This window comes from Paraburkholderia sp. TE9906 (assembly GCF_056279605.1).
Genome location: NZ_JBWCCT010000024.1, coordinates 1 through 19166, shown reverse-complemented (window position 1 = coordinate 19166; position 19166 = coordinate 1). Strand labels below are relative to the sequence as shown.

The window sequence follows — 19166 nt, the reverse complement described above, 5'->3', positions numbered from 1 at the left end:
CCTTGATCGACGCATTCGACGCGTTGATCAACTTTTCGTCCCCCATCTCCTAATCGCCGCCGATGAAGCCGATCCGCTACACCATCGTTCCGAAGCAACCCGCCGCCCATCTGTTCGAAGTCACCGTGACCGTCGCCGATCCCGATCCGGCCGGCCAGCGTTTCATGCTGCCGGTGTGGATTCCGGGCAGCTACATGGTGCGCGAGTTCGCGCGCAACATCGTCACGCTGCGCGCCACCAACGACGCGGGCCGCAAGGTGCGGGTGGAAAAGACCGACAAGCACACGTGGCAGACCGCGCCGGTCAAAGGCGCGCTGACGCTGCGCTACGAGGTGTACGCGTGGGACCTGTCGGTGCGCGCCGCGCATCTCGACGACACGACGGGCTTTTTCAACGGCACGAGCGTGTTCTTGTCGCCGCTCGGTCACGAGGAAGCGCAGTGCGTGGTCGACATTCAGAAGCCGCAAGGCGCGGCGTACCGCAACTGGCGGGTCGCGACCGCGCTGCCGGAAGCGCGCGGCACGAAGCGTTACGGTTTTGGCGAGTATCGCGCGCAGAACTATGACGAGCTGATCGATCATCCGGTCACGCTCGGCGAATTCGCTCTGGCGACCTTCGACGCGCATGGCGTGCCGCATGACGTCGTGATCGCGGGTCGCGTGGTTGGGCTGGATATGGCGCGCCTGAGCGCCGACCTGAAGCGCATCTGCGAAGCGCAGATCGCATTGTTCGAACCGAAGACGAAGAAAGCGCCGGTCGACCGCTATGTGTTCATGACGCAAGCCGTTACCGACGGCTACGGCGGCCTCGAACACCGCGCGTCCACGGCGCTGATCTGCAATCGCGGCGATCTGCCCGTGGAAGGCCGCGAAGCGATGAGCGAAGGCTACCGAACCTACCTCGGCCTGTGCAGCCACGAATATTTCCACACGTGGAACGTCAAGCGCATCAAGCCGGCCGTGTTCGCACCGTATGACCTGAGCGTCGAAAACTATACGTCGCTGCTGTGGCTGTTCGAGGGCTTCACGTCTTACTACGACGACCTGATCCTCGTGCGCAGCGGCCTGATTTCGCAGAACGACTATTTCGGCATGCTCGGGAAGGTAATCGGCGGCGTGCAGCGCGGCAGCGGACGGCTCAAGCAGACTGTTGCCGAAAGCTCGTTCGACGCGTGGGTCAAGTACTACCGGCAGGACGAGAACGCGCCGAACGCGATCGTCAGCTATTACACCAAGGGCTCGCTCGTCGCGCTCGCGTTCGATCTGACGATTCGCGCGCAGACCGGTGACCGCAAATCGCTCGACGACGTCATGCGTCTGTTGTGGCAGCGCTTTGGCCGCGACTTCTATCGCGGCAAACCGGTCGGCGTCGCCGAAAGCGAGATCGAAGCGATATTCGCGGAAGCGACTGGGGCGGACCTGGGCGAAATGTTCGCGCAAGCCGTGCACGGCACGCGTGATCTGCCGCTCGGGCCGTTGCTCGCGCCATTCGGCGTCGCGCTCGCGCCTGAACTGGACAATAACGGTAAGCCTTCGCTCGGCGTGCGCCTGCGCGGCGGCGCGGATTGCACGCTGGCGGCGGTCCACGAAGGCAGCGCGGCGCAAAAAGCGGGACTCTCGGCCGGCGACGTATTGATCGCGCTCGACGGCCTGCGCGTCACTGGCGCGAATCTTGACGGGTTGCTCGCGCGTTACCAGCCGGGTGCGAAGGTCGAAATCCATGCGTTCCGTCGCGACGAGCTGCGCACCACGCAAGTCAAGCTGGACGGCCCGGAGGTGGCGCGCTACAAGCTCGCCGTCACCGACAAGCGGGCCGCCGCACGCAAGGCGCGCGAACGCTGGCTGGCAAGCTGATCGTCAGCCTTTGCGGCATTCATTGGCGGGCGAGGGCGGGGGGATTGTCCTACCAGCGCAACAATCCTTCGCTGCCGGATGGCTTTTTCCCAGGTCGGTAAAAAAACACAATGCCTCCACTCGCGCAACATTGCGCGCCCCTACTGGAGTCAACCATGACCACGATCCTGCAAATCAACTCGGCAGCCCGCTCGCAAGGCGCGAACTCGACGCTGCTCGTCAACGAGCTGACCGCAAAGCTGCAACAATCGAATCCGGGCGCGCAAGTCGTCGTCCGCAACCTGCAAGCCGAACCGCTGCCGCACCTGGACGACGCCGTCCTTGGCGCGTTCTTCACGCCGGCTGAACAGCGCACGGCCGAGCAAGTCGCCATTGCCGCCCGCAGCGAAGCGCTGATCGCCGAACTGCAAGCCGCCGACATCATCGTGATCGGCGCGCCGATGTACAACTTCGGCATCTCGTCGCAGCTCAAGACGTACTTCGACTTCATCGCCCGCGCTGGCATCACGTTCCAGTACACGGCGAACGGTCCGGAAGGTCTCGTGAAGGGCAAGAGGGTTTATGTCGTCTCGGCACGCGGCGGCAAGTACCTGGGCACGCCGAACGACAGCCAGACGCCGTATCTGACGAGCTTCCTGGGCTTCCTCGGCATGACCGACGTGAACTTCATCTACGCCGAAGGCCTGAACATGGGCCCTGACGCGGCCACCGCCGCGCTGGCTGCCGCGCGTGAAGCGATTGCTGCTGCGTAAGATTGTTGCTGCTTCGACGCCGTTGCTTCGAAGCAGTCAATAACGGTGGATAGCTGCGGATAGCGGTGAAATGAAAAACGCCACGGATGTGAGTCCGTGGCGTTTTCTTATTGCGGCGCGGCTCGCGGTTCTCACGCCAGCATTTGCGCTTCGCCGGGCAGACGCCAGTCGATCGGTGCGCGGCCATGCTTCACGAGATACTCGTTGGCCTTCACGAAGTGGCCGCAGCCGAGAAAGCCGCGATGCGCCGACAGCGGCGACGGATGCGGCGCCTCCAGCACGTAATGCGACTTGCCGCCGAGCAGCGCGCGCTTCGCTTGCGCATGCGCGCCCCACAGCATGAACACGAGGCCGTCGTGGCGCATCGCCAGTTCGTGGATCAGCGTGTCGGTGCATTTTTCCCAGCCGCGTTTCGCGTGACTCGCCGCGCTGTCGCGTTCGACGGTCAGCACCGTGTTCAGCAGCAACACGCCTTGTTTGGCCCACGTGTCGAGGCAGCCGTGACGCGGCGTTTCGTGGCCGAGACTCGTGGCGATTTCCTTGAAGATATTGCGCAGCGACGGCGGCGTGCGCACGTTCGGCGCGACGGAAAACGCGAGCCCGTGCGCTTGCGGCGTGCCGCGGTCCTCGCCGTGATACGGGTCCTGGCCGAGGATCACCACTTTGACTTCGTCGGGGCTCGTCAGGCGCAGCGCGCGGAACACGTCGGCGGGATAGACGGTTTTGCCGGCCGCGCGCTCACCGTCGACGAAACGGCACAGCGGCGCGTATGCGTCGCTGTCGATGAAGGGCTTCAGATGCATGCGCCATGCCGGGGGCAGGGCGGCGAATTGGGCTTCGAGCGTCGGTGTGGCGAAGTCGGTCGGCGATGGTGTGGTCATCTCACTGGCCGATGTGGATGCGGCGTCGCCGAACAGGGAAGCCTGCGACGGATTGGAGCGGGTTCGGGAAGCGGAGGTCATGGCGGGGGAGTGTCGCAGCAAACGGGCTTCGGCTCAAGGTGCGGCGGCGCCACGCGGGGCGCGTTCAACGCCTCAGTTCAACCCGCCCGCAACTGATACCCGCGCTGCGCCTTGCTGACGTTGTCCGGCGCGAGTCCGCTTATCTGTTTGCCGAGTTCCGCCGCGAGCGCGTGCAGCGCAGCTTCTGCGCCGGACTTCAGTTCAAGCTCGACTTCCGAGATGGGCGCACGGCGGTTCTCGCCGTCGACTTCCGCGAGCACGTCGCCCTGATCGATCGCGGCTTCGATTTCCGCACCGCCCAGTTCGACGTGCCACAGCGTGCGCGTGAAATTCGTGCGGAACAGTTCGATCAACGTGGACGCCGCCTGGCGTAACGCATCTGCTGCAGCCGGCTCATCGCAAGCGCGCAGCAGCGCGTCGATCTCCAGCTTCGGGCCCGCCACCGGCATTTCCCATTCGTGCCGGCTGTGCAAACCATCCTTCGCGTTGCCCACCGTCTTGAAGGTTTGCAGCCAGCCATCCGGTGTTTGACGCAGACGCAGCGCGCTCTTCGAACTCGCCAACCCAAGCTGCGGCGTATCGAAGTAAATGTTCACCAGTTTGACCGGGCTGCCCTCTTTACCGGTGCGCGAGACGAACCACTGTTGCGCCGCCTGCACCTGCCCGGCCGGCAGCGCCAGCTTGATTTCGCGTTCCATGCCCATGATGCGTTTCCTTGCGTGTACCGACGCGGCGTCTAGAAAAACATCCGCGCAAGTTCCACGCCCGGCTCGTCCGCGCGCATGAACGCTTCGCCGACGAGGAACGTGTGCACGTCCATCGCGCGCAGGCGCTCGACATCGGCGCGCGACAGAATGCCCGATTCGGTGACCACGATGCGGTCATCCGGAATCGCGTCGAGCATGCCGATGGTCGTCTCGATCGACGTTTCGAAAGTGCGCAAGTTGCGGTTGTTGATGCCGATCAGCGGTGTCTTCAGCGTCAACGCTTCCTTAAGCTCGTTGCTGTCGTGCACTTCGACCAGTACCGCGAGGCCCAGCGAATGCGCGAGCGCTTCGAGGTCCTGCATCTGCGCGGTGTCGAGCGCGGCTGCGATCAGCAGGATCGCGTCGGCGCCCATCGCGCGCGCTTCGACGATCTGGTACGGATCGACGATGAAGTCCTTGCGCAGCACCGGCAACTGGCACGCGGCGCGCGCCTGCTGCAGATACGCGACGCTGCCCTGGAAGAACTGCACGTCGGTGAGGACGGACAGACAGGCCGCGCCGTGCTTCTCATACGAACGCGCGATTTCGGCCGGGTCGAAGTGCTCGCGCAGTACGCCTTTGGACGGACTCGCCTTCTTCACTTCGGAAATGACCGCGGCCAGACCCGCCGCGTGCTTGGCGCGCAGCGCGCCGACGAAATCGCGGATATCGCGCGACGACGCTTCGAGGCGCAACTCTTCCAGCGGCGCGCTCTGTTCGGCCGCGCGGACTTCTTCGCGTTTGACCGCGATGATGCGGTCGAGGATGTCGCTCATAAGTATCTCGCTACGTGATTACTTGAATTGCTGGGTGAAGCGAATCAGCTCGTCGACCTTCGCGCGGGCCTTGCCGCTCGCGATCGCTTCGCGCGCCAGTTGAATGCCGTCCGCGATCGACGCCGCCACGTTCGCCGAATACAGCGCCGTGCCCGCGTTCAGCGTGACGATTTCGCGCGCGACGCCCGGCTTGTTGTCGAGCGCCTCGAGCAGCATCGCTTTGGATTCGCTCGCGTCGGCCACTTTCAGCGTGCGGTTCGACACCATCTGCATGCCGAAGTCTTCCGGATGAATCTCGTACTCGCGGACTTCGCCGTCGCGCAACTCGCCGACTTGCGTGGCCGCGCCGAGCGACACTTCGTCCATGCCGTCCATCCCGTACACGACCAGCACGTGCTTCGCGCCGAGACGCTGCATCACGCGCACCTGAATGCCGACGAGGTCCGCATGGAACACGCCCATCAACTGGTTCGGCGCGCCGGCGGGATTGGTCAGCGGGCCGAGAATGTTGAAGATGGTCCGCACGCCGAGTTCGCGGCGCACGGCGGCGATGTTCTTCATCGCCGGGTGATGGTTCGGCGCGAACATGAAGCCCATGCCGGTTTCCACAATCGACGCCGCCACCTGATCCGGTTGCAGATCGATATTCACGCCGAGCGCTTCGAGCACGTCCGCGCTGCCTGACTTGCTCGACACGCCGCGATTGCCGTGCTTCGCGACCTTCGCGCCGGCCGCGGCCGACACGAACATGGTGGCGGTGGAAATGTTGAAGGTGTGCGCGCCGTCGCCGCCGGTGCCGACGATATCGACGAAATTCGAGTTGTCCTGCACGTCGACGTGGCGGGCGAATTCACGCATCACCGTGGCGGCGGCGGTGATTTCGCCGATGGTCTCTTTCTTGACGCGCAAGCCGGTGATGATCGCGGCCGCCATCACGGGCGAGAGTTCGCCACGCATGATGAGGCGCATCAGATGCAGCATCTCGTCGTGGAAAATCTCGCGGTGCTCGATGGTCCGTTGCAGCGCTTCCTGGGGCGTAATCGACATGATCTCGTCTCTCTTCATCAAGCGGTGCGGTGGGCGGTTTTCGACTGCTTCACGAAATTTTCGAGCAGCGCGTGGCCGTGTTCGGACAGGATCGATTCCGGATGGAACTGCACGCCTTCGACGGCCAGTTCCTTGTGCCGCACACCCATGATCTCGCCGTCTTCGGTCCATGCCGATACTTCGAGGCAGTCCGGCAGCGATTCGCGTTCGATCGCGAGCGAATGGTAGCGGGTCACGACGAAATGCTTCGGCAGATCGGCGAACACGCCTTTGCAGTCGGTTTCGATCGTGCTGACCTTGCCGTGCATGATGGTCTGCGCGCGCACCACGCGGCCGCCGAACGCCTCGCCGATTGCCTGATGGCCGAGGCAGACGCCGAGAATCGGCGTCTTGCCGGCGAATTTGCGCAGCACGTCGAGAGTGATGCCGGCATGTTGCGGATTGCTGGGACCGGGCGACAGACAGATGCGCTCGGGGTTGAGCTTCGCGATGTCGTCCAGCGTGATTTCGTCGTTGCGGTAGGTGCGCACGTCTTCGCCGAGTTCGCCGAAGTACTGCACCAGGTTGTAGGTGAACGAGTCGTAGTTGTCGATCATGAGCAGCATGGTGTGTCTCCGGTCAGAAGTCGCTATCGAGGCCGTCTTGAACCTGTTCGGCAGCACGCAGCACGGCGCGCGCCTTGTTCTCGGTCTCTTGCCATTCGGATTCCGGCACCGAATCCGCGACCACGCCCGCGGCCGCCTGCACATACAGATTGCCGTTCGCGATCACGCCGGTGCGGATCGTGATGGCGAGATCCATCTCACCGGTGAACGACAGATAGCCGACCGCACCGCCATACAGGCCGCGCTTCACGGGCTCCAGTTCGTCGATCAGTTCCATCGCGCGGACCTTCGGCGCGCCCGACAGCGTGCCGGCCGGGAAGGTGGCGCGCAGCACGTCGAAATTGGTGGTGCCGGGCTTCAGCTTGCCCTCGACCGAACTCACGATGTGCTGCACGTGCGAGTACTTTTCGATCACCATCTTGTCGGTCACGACCACCGAACCGATCTGCGCGATGCGGCCCACGTCGTTGCGCGCGAGGTCGATCAGCATTACGTGTTCGGCGATTTCCTTCGGGTCGTTCAGCAGTTCGGTCGCGAGTTCCGCGTCGCGTTCCGGCGTGTTGCCGCGCGGACGCGTGCCGGCGAGCGGGCGAATCGTCACGATGCGGTCCTCGCCGCGCTTTTCCTGGCGCACCAGAATTTCGGGCGACGCGCCGACCACATGAAACTCGCCGAAGTTGTAGTAGTACATGTACGGCGACGGATTCAGCGAGCGCAGCGCGCGATACAGCGACAGCGGATTGTCGCGGTACGGCTTGGTCAGACGCTGGCCGACCTGCACCTGCATCAGTTCGCCGGCGGCAATGTATTCCTTCGCCTTGCGCACGGCGGCCAGATAGTCGTCCTTCGCGAATTCGCGGTAGGTCTCGGTGCGCACGCTGGCCGAGGTGACCGGTGGCTGCACGGTCGTACGCAAACGCTGACGCAGTTCGCGCAGACGGTGTTTCGCCTTCGTGTAGGCCTCCGGCTGCGTCGAATCGGCGTACACCACCAAATAGAGCTTGCCCGCGAGGTTGTCGATCACGGCGACTTCTTCGGTGAGCAGCAGCTGGATATCGGGCAGATTCAGATCGTCTTTCGGCGCGCTGTGCGCGAGCTTTTTCTCGATGTAGCGCACCGCGTCATAGCCGAAATAACCGGCGAGGCCGCCCGCGAAACGCGGCAAGCCGGGGCGTTGCGCCACTTTGAAGCGCCCCTGGAATTGCTGGATGAACTCGAGCGGATCGCCCTCGTGCGTTTCGACGACCTTGCCGTCGCGCACCACTTCCGATACGCCGTTGCGGGTGCGCAGCAGCGTGCGCGCCGGCAGTCCGATGAACGAATAGCGGCCGAAACGCTCGCCGCCCACCACCGATTCCAGCAGGAACGAGTTGGCGCCGTTGCGCTCGGTCTGCGCTAGCTTCAGGTAGAGCGAGAGCGGCGTTTCGAGGTCGGCGAGCGCTTCGGCGATCAGCGGAATGCGGTTGAAGCCCTCATTGGCGAGGGACTGGAATTCGAGTTCGGTCATGTTCCGATCCTGTACGGTGGTCCGGCGGCAGCGTGCGTCGGACAAAGCGGGGCGTTGCGCGACCGGACGGAGCGTGCGTCGACGTTGCGACGCGATGATACCGACCGGCGCGAGTTTCCCATCGACGCGTGCAAGGGGTTTCAGCGCACAGCTGTACTTTGCGGGTACACGCAGGCCGAATCAACCAATGCAGCGAAACTAGACGATGGAAAAAACGCGTGAGCGCAGCGAAGTAAAAAACGGTTGCCGAAGACGAGCTTCAGCGTACCTCAGGCGAGGTTAGCGCGACCAGCGACGCCAGGGCCAGGCTCCCCGGTCGATGCTAATCAGACTCCGTTTTTTATTCAGAAACATGAGGATGAAGGACTTTTCAAGTCGTGGAATGGTGCGCTGCGATCGCCTTGGCGGCGTCGAGCAGCGAGGCAACTATACCATCGGATTTTATTGTTTGTATAGCTTGGCCGTGGTTGTAGCCGTACGGCACGGTGAGCGTCGCCATGCCGGCCGCGCGGCCCGCCAGCGCGTCGTTTTCGGAATCGCCGATGGCCACCGTGGCTTGCGGTTCGACACCCAGTTGTGCCGCGGCGGTGAGCATCGGCAGCGGGTCCGGCTTCTTTTTCGCGAGGCTGTCGCCGCCGAGCACGACGCTGAAATATTGCGCGAGCCCGTACTGTTGCAGCAGCTCGACGGCGAACCGGTGCGGCTTGTTGGTGACGCACGCCAGCTTCACGCCGGCATCGCGCATCGCGATCAGCCCGGCTTCGACATCGGGATAAAGCCGCGTGTGCAAGCCGTTGATCTTCGCGTATTCCGCCTGATAGATCGCGAGCGCTTCGTCGAAGCGATCCTGCGCATGGTCCGCTTCGAAGCGCGGCGCGAGCACGCTGCGGATCAGATGCTCCGAACCCTTGCCGACATAGCCGACCACTTCCTCGCGTGAGGTTTCCAGCGCGTCGAGTTGCGCGAGCATGCCGTTCAGGCCGGCGGTGAAGTCGTCGGCGGTGTCTATCATCGTGCCGTCGAGGTCGATGATCGCGGCTTGCAGGCGCGGGCTGCTGAAGGTCGGGGCGGGGAACGGAGCGGTCATAGGGCGTGCGGGCTTGAGTGCTGAACCTTAGTGCTGAATATTCGCGAGGGCGGCGCGCATCTTGTCGATCACGACCTTGTGATCGGGCTGGCCGAAGATCGCCGAACCGGCCACGAACGTGTCCGCGCCGGCCGCCGCGATTTCCGCGATGTTGTCGACCTTCACGCCGCCGTCCACTTCCAGATGGATCTCGCGGCCGGTCCGTTCCTTGTACGCGTCGATACGCTTGCGGGCTTCGCGCAGCTTATTGAGCGCTTCGGGAATGAACGACTGGCCGCCGAAGCCCGGATTCACCGACATGATCAGCACGAGGTCGAGCTTGTCCATCACATGGTCCAGATAGCTCAGCGAGGTGGCCGGGTTGAACACGAGGCCGGCCTTGCAGCCGTGGTCGCGGATCAGCGACAGCGTGCGGTCGATATGGTCCGAGCCTTCCGGATGGAAGCTGATCAGGTTCGCGCCGGCCTTCGCGAAGTCCGGCACGATGCGGTCGACCGGGCGCACCATCAGATGCACGTCGATCGGCACGTCGACGTGCGGGCGGATCGCTTCGCACACGAGCGGGCCGATGGTCAGGTTCGGCACGTAGTGGTTATCCATCACGTCGAAGTGAATCCAGTCGGCGCCGGCGGCGACGACGTTGCGGACTTCCTCGCCGAGGCGGGCGAAATCGGCGGACAGAATGCTGGGGGCGATGCGAAATTGCGTCATGGCGGGAGCGGGTGCAAGCGGGAAAGCGCCATTTTACCGTTTTGTAGCGGCCCCGAAGCGGCGCGCGGGCGGTTTGTGGTCGATTGCGGGCTCACCGCGGCCGCGGTGACAGTGACAACGCTCCGTAGCGGCCCTTGGCCGAAAGATATGTCCGGTTGCGGGCATGCCGCGCATCAAGCAGAATGCCAATCCATGCATATCGCTTCGCCGATGTACGGCAAACCATTGGCGTTCGGGGTTTCCCGAGATTTTTCACAGCCCGTTTCATCAGACCGGAATCAGGATGAGCCAGTACGAATTCAGCGTCTCGGCGCAGGTGCAATATCTGCCTGAAGAGTCGGACCCGGAGCGCCGCCAGTATGCATTCGCATACACGCTGACTATCCGCAATACCGGCCAGGTCCCCGCGCAGTTGATTGCGCGTCATTGGGTGATCACCGATAGCGAAAATACGGTGCAGGAAGTGAAGGGCCTGGGTGTGGTCGGCCATCAGCCGCTGCTCAAGCCGGGCGAGCATTTCGAATACACGAGCTGGGCGGTCATCGCGACGCCGGTTGGCACCATGCGTGGCGATTACTTCTGCGTGGCGGAGGACGGTGAGCGTTTCGACGCACCGGTGCCGGAGTTTATTCTGCGCATGCCGCGCACGTTGCATTGAACCGGAGGGCGGGCCCGCGGTCATTAAACATTCAAATGCGCATTCAACTGCGCGATTGAACGAGCAGGTGAGCCCCTGATTCAGCTTCGGCGCGCGGTTTATCGCATAGCGTTACTGAGGTTTTTGCTGCTTCGGTTGTTCGCTTCGGGCGGCGCGCGTGGCTTTCTTCCTGCCGGATGATGTCCATACAACGATGAAGACGAGCAGGAAAAGCGCGAGGAGCGCTTCCAGCGCGAAGATGAGCATCGGGTATTCGTCGAACAGATCAGACATGGCGGTTTCCATCAAGAACGAACATTGTATGCGTTTTGTCCGCACGGCCGGAGCATGGCTCGGCGCGCTTTCGGTTGCGGTGCTGCTGGCGTCCTGCGGCGGCGGCGGGGCGGTCCGGCCGTCGGTTGCGCCGCCCACGGGTGCCGCGATCATACCCGGACAGATTGCTGCGACGCGCCTCACGGCAGTCGCCTGGCGGCAGGTGCCGGGCTGGCAGGACGATTCGCTGATCGGTGCGACGGCCGCGTTGCGGCAGAACTGCGCCAGGCTCGCGCGTCAACCGAACTGGTCGCGTGCCTGTGCCGCGGCTTCGCAAATCGACGATCTCGACGTCACCAGCGCGCGGTCTTTTTTCGAGGCTTATTTCACGCCGTTCCAGCTAGCCAATAACGACGGCACGCTCGACGGGCTCGTCACCGGTTACTACGAGCCCTTGCTGCGTGGCTCGCGTACGCGGCACGGCGTGTATCAGACGGCGCTGTATCGCTGGCCCGCCACGTATCGTGCGGGCACGGCGCTGCCGGCGCGTGCGCAGCTCGAGCGCTCGGGCGTGCTCAACGGCAATGAACTCGTCTGGGTCGACGATCCGATCGAAGCGTTCTTCCTGCAGGTACAAGGGTCTGGGCGAATCGTGATGGAAGACGGCAGCGTCATGCGCGTCGGCTTTGGCGGCACCAACAATCAGCCGTACAAGTCGATTGGGCGGTGGCTGCTGGATCGCGGCGAACTCACGCCGGCACAGGCGACCATGCAGGGCATCAAGGCATGGGCGCGCGCGAACCCGACGCGCGTCGATGGGCTACTCGACACGAATCCGCGCTTTGTATTCTTCCGTGAGATGCCATCCGGTGAAAGCGCACCGAGCGGCGGCGCGGACGGTCCAGTTGGCGCGCTCGGTGTGCCGTTGACGCCGGAGCGGTCGATCGCGGTCGATCCGACGTCGATTCCACTGGGTACGCCTGTGTTCTTGCAGACCACGCGTCCGTTGACGAACTCGCCGATGAACCGCCTCGTGTTCGCGCAGGACACCGGCTCCGCGATCAAGGGTGGCGTGCGCGCCGACTACTTCTGGGGACTCGGCGACGACGCCGGCGATCTGGCCGGCAAGATGAAGCAGGGCGGCCGGATGTGGTTGTTGCTGCCGAATTCGTGAGTGTTGGGTGATCGGTGTAGCTGCGGCTTTCTGATAACGGAACCGCTGACGCGTGCTTTCGCTTTGCACACCGTGTGCCGCAGTACGAGCATTCAACATGATTCCCGCTTGGGGGAGAGCTACGCTGCATTATTGAAAAAGGCGTCACACCCGGTTGGGATTCCGGACGTGACGCCTTTTTTGTAGGGGCGGCTTAGAGCCCTTGCTTGCGTTTGTCCACCACGCGCCGTGCCTTGCCAACCGAACGCTCGATGCCGTTGACCGCCAGCACGTTCACCACCGCGCTCACGCCGATCAGCGCCTTGATGTCGTAGGCGAGCGCCTGTTTGGCTGTGTTCAGCGCTGCCGTATCCGGCGCGGTTTCCGGGCAGGGTTCGACGTTCAACGTCAGCACGTCGAGCGGGCCTTCCTTGGTCAGCACGATCTGATAATGCGGCGCGAGCGCGTGCTGCTTGAGCAGCAGTTCTTCGATTTGCGTCGGGAATACGTTCACACCGCGCACGATCATCATGTCGTCCGAGCGGCCGGTGATCTTTTCCATCCGGCGCATCGTGCGAGCGCTGCCTGGCAGCAGACGCGTGAGGTCGCGCGTGCGGTAACGGATGATCGGCAACGCTTCCTTGGTCAGCGAGGTGAACACCAGTTCGCCGAGTTCGCCGTCCGGCAACACCTCGCCGGTTTCGGGATCGATGATCTCGGGATAGAAATGATCTTCCCAGATGGTCGGGCCGTCCTTCGTTTCCACGCACTCCGATGCGACGCCTGGGCCCATCACCTCGGATAACCCGTAGATGTCGACGGCATCGATGCCCATCCGCTTTTCGATTGCCTGACGCATGTCGTTGGTCCACGGCTCCGCGCCGAAGATGCCGAGGCGCAGCGAGCAAGTGGCCGGGTCGATGCCTTGACGTTCGAGTTCGTCGGCGATCGAGAGCATGTAGCTCGGCGTCACCATGATGATGTCCGGGCGGAAGTCCTGGATCAGTTGCACCTGCTTCTCGGTCTGGCCGCCGCCGAATGGAATCACGGTGAGGCCCGCGCGCTCGGCGCCGTAGTGCGCGCCGAGGCCGCCGGTGAACAGACCGTAGCCGTAGCTCACGTGAACCTTGTCGCCGCGCTTCGCGCCGGCGGCGCGAATCGAACGCGCGACGAGATTCGCCCACGTGTCGATGTCGCGCGCGGTGTAGCCCACGACGGTCGGCTTGCCGGTCGTGCCGGACGACGCGTGAATGCGTGAAATCTGCTCCTGCGGGACGGCGAACATCCCGAACGGGTAGCTGTCGCGCAGGTCTTTCTTGGTGGTGAACGGAAAGCGCGCCAGGTCCGCGAGTGTCTTGACTTCGTTCGGGTGCACGCCGGCTTCGTCGAATTTGCGGCGATAGACCGGCGAATTCTCATACGCATGGTTCAGCGACCATTTGAGCCGTTCAAGTTGAAGCGCGGCAAGTTCGTCGCGGCTGGCGGTCTCGATCGGATCGAGCGGAAGGGCGGTCGTCATTGAATGTCTCCTTGCTGCCTCAATGCTTGAGTCTATGGTGCGCTTGTGCGCTAAAAACCGGGGACTGGCTGCTATTTTGGATAGCGTCGATGAACCGACGCTGCGTCGCACGTTTGCCGCGGCACCACTGCGGCGTTGGCCGCTGCTTTACCGTGGGTTCGCCGCGCGCTGGCCCTTCAATCGCCCGTGGGAATCAGGTTGCCCTTGATTTGTGCCGATTTGCCGCGAAACATGGCGACGGTTTCGTCGGCACGATTGGTGACGCGAATATCGTAGATGCCGGTGCGGCCGCTCAGTGTCTGCTCGACCGCTTCCGCTGTCAGCACGTCGCCGCCGCGTACCGCTTTCAGGAACTCGATCGAACAACCGGCCGCGACCGTGTTGATGTTGTACGTGTTGCAGGCGAACGCGAACGTCGAATCGGCGAGGGTGAAGATCAGGCCGCCGTGGCAAATCTGGTGGCCGTTCAGAAAGTCGTCGCGTACAGCCATGCGCAGGCGTGCATAGCCTGGACGCACTTCCAGGATTTCGAGCCCGAGCGCACGGCTGCAAGCATCGTTCTCGTACATCGCAGCTGCGGTTGCACGGGCGAGTTCATCCGGCGTCATCTGCTTGGCGTGAGTGGTTTGGGTGGACATATCAGCGGCCCTCGAAGCGTGGTGCGCGTTTTTCCACGAAGGCTTGCACACCTTCTGCGTAATCATGGGATGCACCGAGCTCACGTTGCAGATCGCGCTCGAGATCGAGTTGCTGGTCGAGGGTTTGCGTCGCGCCCGCGCGCATCGCCTGCTTGATTGCGGCGATGGCGCGCGTGGGTTGCTGCGCGAGCTGAGCCGCGAGTTTGGCCGCAGCGGCGGCGAGTTCCGCGTCGTCGTGCGTCTGCCAGATCATGCCCCAGCTTTCGGCTTTTTCCGCGCTGAGTTTGTCGCCGGTGATCGCAAGCCCCAGCGCGCGCGCCATGCCGACGCGCTGCGGCAGCAACCACGTGCCGCCCGAGTCCGGCACGAGGCCGATCTTTACGAAAGCCTGAATGAAGCTCGCGGAGCGCGCCGCGAGCACGAGGTCGCAGGCCAGCGCGAGATTCGCGCCGGCGCCGGCAGCCGTGCCGTTGACCGCGGCGATGACCGGCAACGGCAGCGCTTGCAGACGGCGGATCAGCGGGTTGAAATGCTCGTCGATCAGATTGCCCAGATCCGTCATTGCGCCGGGCGTGAAGTCGAGGTCGGCGAGATCCTGGCCGGCGCAGAAGCCGCGCCCCGCCCCTGTGAGCACGAGTGCGCGCGCGCCCGATTTTTCAACATGATCGAGTGCATCGCTCAATTCCCGATGCATGGCGCGCGTGAAGCTGTTGAGCTTGTCAGGGCGGTTCAGCGTGATGGTTGCGACATGGCTCGACGTGTCGAGATCCAGGCGAATCGCTTCATATGACATTGGGTGTCTCCTCAAAGTCTCTTTAGCCGATGGTCACCGCGGCGTTGCTCCTAAAGCCGTTCGATGACCAGCGCAATGCCTTGGCCCACGCCGATGCACATCGTGCACAGTGCAAAGCGGCCGTTGATCCGTTCCAGTTGATACAGCGCGGTCGTGATCAGACGCGCACCCGAGGCGCCCAGCGGATGGCCGAGTGCAATGGCGCCGCCATTCGGATTGACGGGCGGATCGTCGTCGCGCAGACCGAGCGTGCGCAGCACGGCCAACCCTTGAGACGCGAATGCTTCGTTCAACTCGATCACGTCGAATTGTTCGAGCGTCATGCCGAGTTGCCTGAGCAGCTTTTGCGTCGCCGGCGCCGGCCCGATACCCATGATGCGCGGCTCGACGCCCGCGGTTGCCATGCCTGCCACGCGTGCGCGGCGGCGCAGGCCGTACTGATCGGCTGCCTGCTGATTCGCGAGCAACAGTGCGCAGGCGCCGTCGTTCACGCCGGAAGCGTTGCCGGCCGTCACACTGCCGTCCGGACGAACCACGCCCTTGAGCTTGCCCAGACTTTCGAGCGACGTTTCCCGCGGATGCTCGTCGAGCATGACACGCACGGGGTCACCCTTCTTCTGCGCGACATCGACGCCGACGATTTCCTCGGCCAGCGTGCCGTCACGTTGCGCGCGGGCTGCTTTTTGCTGGCTCGCGAGCGCGAACGCGTCCTGGTCCGCACGGCTCACGCCGAATTGGACGGCGACGTTTTCCGCGGTCTCGGGCATCGAGTCGACGCCGTACTGGCGCTTCATCAGCGGATTGACGAAACGCCAGCCGATGGTCGTGTCGTGAATGTCGGCTTGGCGCGAGAACGCGCTCGTTGCTTTGCCCATCACGAACGGCGCGCGCGTCATGCTTTCGACGCCGCCGGCAATCATCAGGCGCGCTTCGCCTGCCTTGATCGCGCGCGCGGCGGTGCCGAGCGCATCCATGCCGGAGCCGCACAGGCGGTTGATGGTGGCGCCCGGCGCGTCCGTAGGCAGACCGGCCAGCAACGCCGACATGCGAGCGACGTTGCGATTGTCTTCACCGGCCTGATTGGCGCAGCCGTAAATCACGTCGTCGAGGGCTCGCCAGTCGACGCCGGGATTGCGCTCGATCAATGCCCTGATCGGCACGGCGCCGAGGTCGTCGGCACGGACGTCTTTCAGGGCGCCGCCGTAGCGGCCGATGGGTGTGCGAATCGCATCGCAGATGAAGGCGTCGTTCATTGGAGTTTCCGCTGGACGGAGCGGCGCGCAATGCCGATCCGATGTCTCATGTTAGTTGGGGCGCACGACCCGGTCCATTCGGCCAAACGGCATAGGAACGAGGCCGTGCTTTTTCTTATGCCGCTGTCTCTGTCTCTTATGCCATTCAGCCAGCTACCGCCGGTGCCGCTTTCGGTTCAACATGAACCCGGCTTTGAACGACGCGGAAGCGATTGGCGACAAAGGCTGCATCGGCCAGCGCGGCATTGGCTGCGGGGTTCGCCCCCGTGCCGTGGAAGTCGGAGAAGGCGGCGGACTGGTTGACGAACACCCCGCCCGTCAGATTGATCGACAGGGCTACGCCGCCGCGAATCGAGGCCTCATGGGCGTCGTCGAGCACGGCCGGGTCGGTGCTGTAAACCGACAGTGTCAGCGCGCCATGCTCGGCGGCGATCGCGCCGGCGAGATCGAGCGACTGCGCGGTCGAGTCTGTCGCGATAACGAACGAGATCGGGCCGAACCACTCCTTGGTGAACTGGGCGTGGTCGTTGGCGGCGTCCAGTTGGAGCACGAGCGGCGTGCGCACGCGAGCGCCCGCAAACGCCGGATGTTCGAGCGCCAGGCTCTCGACCAGGACGCGACCGAGTTTTGAGGCTTCACCGATGCGCTGAATCACGCCTTCGTTCTGAATCGCGCCGAGCAGTTCGACTGCACGGGCCGGGTCGGCGACGAGCTTTTGCACCGCGCCGGCAATGGCTTGAGCGACGTCGTCGAAACTGAGCGAGCCGTCGGCGGTGCGGATGCCGCTGCGCGGCACGTAGATGTTCTGCGGCGCCGTGCACATCTGGCCCGAGTACAGCGCCAGGGAGAATGCGATGTTGCGGGCGGCTGCCTTGATGTCGTCGACGGAGTCGATCACGATCTGGTTGACGCCCGCTTTCTCGGTGTAGACCTGTGCCTGATGTGCGTGGCGCTCGAGCCACGTGCCGTTCTGGGTGCTTCCCGTGAAGTCGATGAGCTTGATTTCCGGGCGCAGGGCCAAGTCCTGGACGAGTGCGCCGTCGTTCGGCTCGGTGGCCAGCAATGTGACGACGTTCGGATCGAAGCCTGCTTCGCGCAAAACGTCGCGCGCGATTCGCACGGTCAGCGCGAGCGGCAGAATCGCGCCCGGATGCGGCTTGACGATGACCGTGTTACCGGTGGCCAGATCGGCGAAGAGGCCTGGATAGCCGTTCCATGTCGGAAATGTGCAGCAGCCAAGTACAAGGCCGGTGCCGCGCGGCACGACGGTATAGCGCTTGTGCATCGCGAGCGGCGGGTTCTTGCCTTGCGGTTTTTCCCAGTGCGCGTCGACGGGGATGCGGCGCAACTGGTCCCATGCGTACACCACTGCCTCGAGGGCGCGGTCCTGTGCATGCGGGCCGCCGGCCTGAAAAGCCATCATGAACGCCTGGCCGGTCGTGTGCATCACGCTGTAGCCAATTTCGAAGCTGGCGCGATTCACCCGCGCCAGGATTTCGAGGCTCACGCCGATCCACGCTTGCGGGCCGGCCGCGCGCCAGTCACGTTGCGCGGCGGCGGCTGCCGTGATCAGTGCGGCAGGGTCCGCTTTCGGATAGCGCACGCCGAGCGGGAAGCCGAACGGAGAAACTTCGGCGCCGACCGTTTCTCCCGTCGACGGTTGATCCAGTTCGAACGTCGTGTTGAGCAGCGCTTTGAAAGCGGCTTCGCCGTCCGCGTTGGCTGTTTCCCCGTACACTTTCGGACTGGGCATTTCGACGAACGGGCTCCAGTAGCCGCGCGTTTCAATCGCGGTGAGAGCCTTTTGCAGCGTGTCTTCGTGCTTGGTGAATAGCGGATGTGTCATGGCAGAGGGGCTTGGCTGTGCGTTGGGGAAAAGCCTGTCTAATAATTGACCGACCGGTTGGTTGGTGAATGGTAGCATTATTAAGAGAGCCGCGCGAAGCGTTTTCGCGTGTGATTAACCATTAGGAGGCGGCATGGTTTACGAGAACATTCTGGTTGAGACGCGGGGGCGGGTTGGGCTGATCACGTTGAATCGTCCGAAGGCGTTGAACGCTTTGAATGACGCATTGATGGACGAGTTGGGGGCCGTGCTGCGCGAGTTCGACGCCGATGACGCGATCGGCGCGATTGTGTTGACTGGGAGCGAGAAGGCGTTTGCCGCCGGCGCCGACATCGGCATGATGTCGACCTACACCTATATGGATGTCTACAAGGGCGACTACATTACCCGCAACTGGGAAACGGTTCGCTCGGTGCGTAAGCCGATCATTGCCGCGGTGGCAGGCTTTGCTCTTGGCGGTGGCTGTGAGCTGGCGATGATGTGCGACATCATTTTTGCCGCCGATACCGCGAAGTTTGGTCAACCGGAAATCAAGCTCGGCATCATGCCGGGGGCGGGTGGCACGCAGCGATTGCCACGCGCCGTGTCGAAAGCGAAAGCGATGGATCTTTGTCTGACCGCCCGCTTCATGGATGCGGCTGAGGCTGAACGCGCCGGGTTGGTTTCGCGTGTTATTCCGGCCGCCTCCCTGCTTGATGAGTCGATAGCCGCGGCTGCGACCATCGCGGAATTCCCGCTGCCGGCAGTGATGATGGTGAAGGAGTCGGTCAACCGCGCATATGAAACGACGCTCGCGGAAGGCGTGCATTTCGAGCGCCGTCTGTTCCATTCGCTCTTCGCCACCGAAGACCAGAAAGAGGGGATGGCCGCGTTTGTGGAGAAGCGCAAGCCGGTTTTCAAGCATCGTTAATACGCTTGTCAAAATAACGCTTGCAAGTCCCCTTGGGGCTCGCTAGAATTCCGCTCTTTCGTGCTTCGGATACCGGGGCACAGAGAAGCGGGAAAGCC

At 63.5% G+C, this 19166-nt stretch carries 19 protein-coding genes; 5 read left to right on the top strand and 14 right to left on the bottom strand.

Going from position 1 to position 19166, the window contains the following annotated elements; translation table 11 throughout:
- The first annotated feature begins 62 nt into the window (after positions 1 to 62).
- Entirely contained in the window at positions 63 to 1853 is a 1791-nt protein-coding gene (locus ACZ9H4_RS35560) for a M61 family metallopeptidase (RefSeq protein ID WP_476122828.1), read from the top strand.
- A 155-nt stretch (positions 1854 to 2008) separates the two neighbouring features.
- Positions 2009 to 2605 (top strand): FMN-dependent NADH-azoreductase, encoded by a 597-nt coding sequence (locus ACZ9H4_RS35555; protein ID WP_476122826.1) that lies wholly within the window; start codon positions 2009 to 2011, stop codon positions 2603 to 2605.
- A gap of 131 nt (positions 2606 to 2736) precedes the next feature.
- On the opposite strand, the gene ACZ9H4_RS35550 is transcribed toward ACZ9H4_RS35555, so the two are convergent.
- The 8 genes from ACZ9H4_RS35550 to rpe form a co-directional block, all read right to left on the bottom strand.
- Positions 2737 to 3567, bottom strand: coding sequence for a uracil-DNA glycosylase (locus ACZ9H4_RS35550; protein WP_408146559.1), 831 nt, complete (start codon positions 3565 to 3567; stop codon positions 2737 to 2739).
- A 77-nt stretch (positions 3568 to 3644) separates the two neighbouring features.
- Positions 3645 to 4271 carry a CYTH domain-containing protein gene (locus ACZ9H4_RS35545; RefSeq protein WP_476122823.1) on the bottom strand — a complete coding sequence of 209 codons (627 nt, stop codon included), beginning with the start codon at positions 4269 to 4271 and terminating at the stop codon, positions 3645 to 3647.
- Positions 4272 to 4303: 32 nt separating this feature from the next.
- Entirely contained in the window at positions 4304 to 5089 is a 786-nt protein-coding gene (trpC, locus tag ACZ9H4_RS35540; protein ID WP_408146563.1) for an indole-3-glycerol phosphate synthase TrpC, read from the bottom strand.
- An 18-nt stretch (positions 5090 to 5107) separates the two neighbouring features.
- The gene (trpD, locus tag ACZ9H4_RS35535) at positions 5108 to 6136 is read right to left on the bottom strand and encodes an anthranilate phosphoribosyltransferase (RefSeq protein ID WP_476122821.1); all 1029 of its coding nucleotides are present in this window, start codon (positions 6134 to 6136) and stop codon (positions 5108 to 5110) included.
- A gap of 17 nt (positions 6137 to 6153) precedes the next feature.
- On the bottom strand, positions 6154 to 6741 hold the full coding sequence (locus ACZ9H4_RS35530; RefSeq protein ID WP_476122819.1) for an aminodeoxychorismate/anthranilate synthase component II: 588 nt from the start codon (positions 6739 to 6741) through the stop codon (positions 6154 to 6156).
- A gap of 13 nt (positions 6742 to 6754) precedes the next feature.
- A complete protein-coding gene (gene trpE, locus ACZ9H4_RS35525; RefSeq protein WP_042329064.1) occupies positions 6755 to 8248 on the bottom strand; it encodes an anthranilate synthase component I in 1494 nt (497 codons plus the stop codon).
- A 370-nt stretch (positions 8249 to 8618) separates the two neighbouring features.
- On the bottom strand, positions 8619 to 9335 hold the full coding sequence (locus ACZ9H4_RS35520; protein ID WP_408155221.1) for a phosphoglycolate phosphatase: 717 nt from the start codon (positions 9333 to 9335) through the stop codon (positions 8619 to 8621).
- A gap of 27 nt (positions 9336 to 9362) precedes the next feature.
- Positions 9363 to 10046: a ribulose-phosphate 3-epimerase gene (gene rpe, locus ACZ9H4_RS35515; protein WP_408146573.1), complete on the bottom strand. Its 684-nt coding sequence runs from the start codon at positions 10044 to 10046 to the stop codon at positions 9363 to 9365.
- A 283-nt stretch (positions 10047 to 10329) separates the two neighbouring features.
- Here rpe and apaG point away from each other — a divergent pair, with 283 nt between their 5' ends.
- Positions 10330 to 10704 carry a Co2+/Mg2+ efflux protein ApaG gene (apaG, locus tag ACZ9H4_RS35510; protein WP_121315792.1) on the top strand — a complete coding sequence of 125 codons (375 nt, stop codon included), beginning with the start codon at positions 10330 to 10332 and terminating at the stop codon, positions 10702 to 10704.
- Between the two features lie 111 nt (positions 10705 to 10815).
- Here the strand turns inward: apaG and ACZ9H4_RS35505 are convergent, their stop codons facing one another.
- A complete protein-coding gene (locus ACZ9H4_RS35505; RefSeq protein ID WP_408146577.1) occupies positions 10816 to 10977 on the bottom strand; it encodes a hypothetical protein in 162 nt (53 codons plus the stop codon).
- Positions 10978 to 11005: 28 nt separating this feature from the next.
- On the opposite strand from ACZ9H4_RS35505, the gene mltA reads away from it, so the two are divergent.
- A complete protein-coding gene (mltA, locus tag ACZ9H4_RS35500) occupies positions 11006 to 12130 on the top strand; it encodes a murein transglycosylase A (protein ID WP_476122815.1) in 1125 nt (374 codons plus the stop codon).
- Positions 12131 to 12323: 193 nt separating this feature from the next.
- On the opposite strand, the gene paaK is transcribed toward mltA, so the two are convergent.
- The 5 genes from paaK to paaN all read right to left on the bottom strand — a co-directional run bounded on the left by paaK (position 12324) and on the right by paaN (position 18158).
- Positions 12324 to 13628, bottom strand: coding sequence for a phenylacetate--CoA ligase PaaK (gene paaK, locus ACZ9H4_RS35495; protein ID WP_408146581.1), 1305 nt, complete (start codon positions 13626 to 13628; stop codon positions 12324 to 12326).
- A 176-nt stretch (positions 13629 to 13804) separates the two neighbouring features.
- Positions 13805 to 14266, bottom strand: coding sequence for a hydroxyphenylacetyl-CoA thioesterase PaaI (gene paaI, locus ACZ9H4_RS35490; RefSeq protein ID WP_408146583.1), 462 nt, complete (start codon positions 14264 to 14266; stop codon positions 13805 to 13807).
- Between the two features lies 1 nt (position 14267).
- Positions 14268 to 15059: a 2-(1,2-epoxy-1,2-dihydrophenyl)acetyl-CoA isomerase PaaG gene (gene paaG / locus ACZ9H4_RS35485; RefSeq protein ID WP_476122813.1), complete on the bottom strand. Its 792-nt coding sequence runs from the start codon at positions 15057 to 15059 to the stop codon at positions 14268 to 14270.
- Positions 15060 to 15109: 50 nt separating this feature from the next.
- Positions 15110 to 16312: a 3-oxoadipyl-CoA thiolase gene (gene pcaF / locus ACZ9H4_RS35480; RefSeq protein WP_476122811.1), complete on the bottom strand. Its 1203-nt coding sequence runs from the start codon at positions 16310 to 16312 to the stop codon at positions 15110 to 15112.
- A gap of 145 nt (positions 16313 to 16457) precedes the next feature.
- A complete protein-coding gene (gene paaN, locus ACZ9H4_RS35475) occupies positions 16458 to 18158 on the bottom strand; it encodes a phenylacetic acid degradation protein PaaN (protein ID WP_476122809.1) in 1701 nt (566 codons plus the stop codon).
- A gap of 133 nt (positions 18159 to 18291) precedes the next feature.
- Here paaN and ACZ9H4_RS35470 point away from each other — a divergent pair, with 133 nt between their 5' ends.
- The gene (locus ACZ9H4_RS35470) at positions 18292 to 19068 is read left to right on the top strand and encodes an enoyl-CoA hydratase (protein ID WP_408155211.1); all 777 of its coding nucleotides are present in this window, start codon (positions 18292 to 18294) and stop codon (positions 19066 to 19068) included.
- The last annotated feature ends 98 nt before the right edge of the window (positions 19069 to 19166 follow it).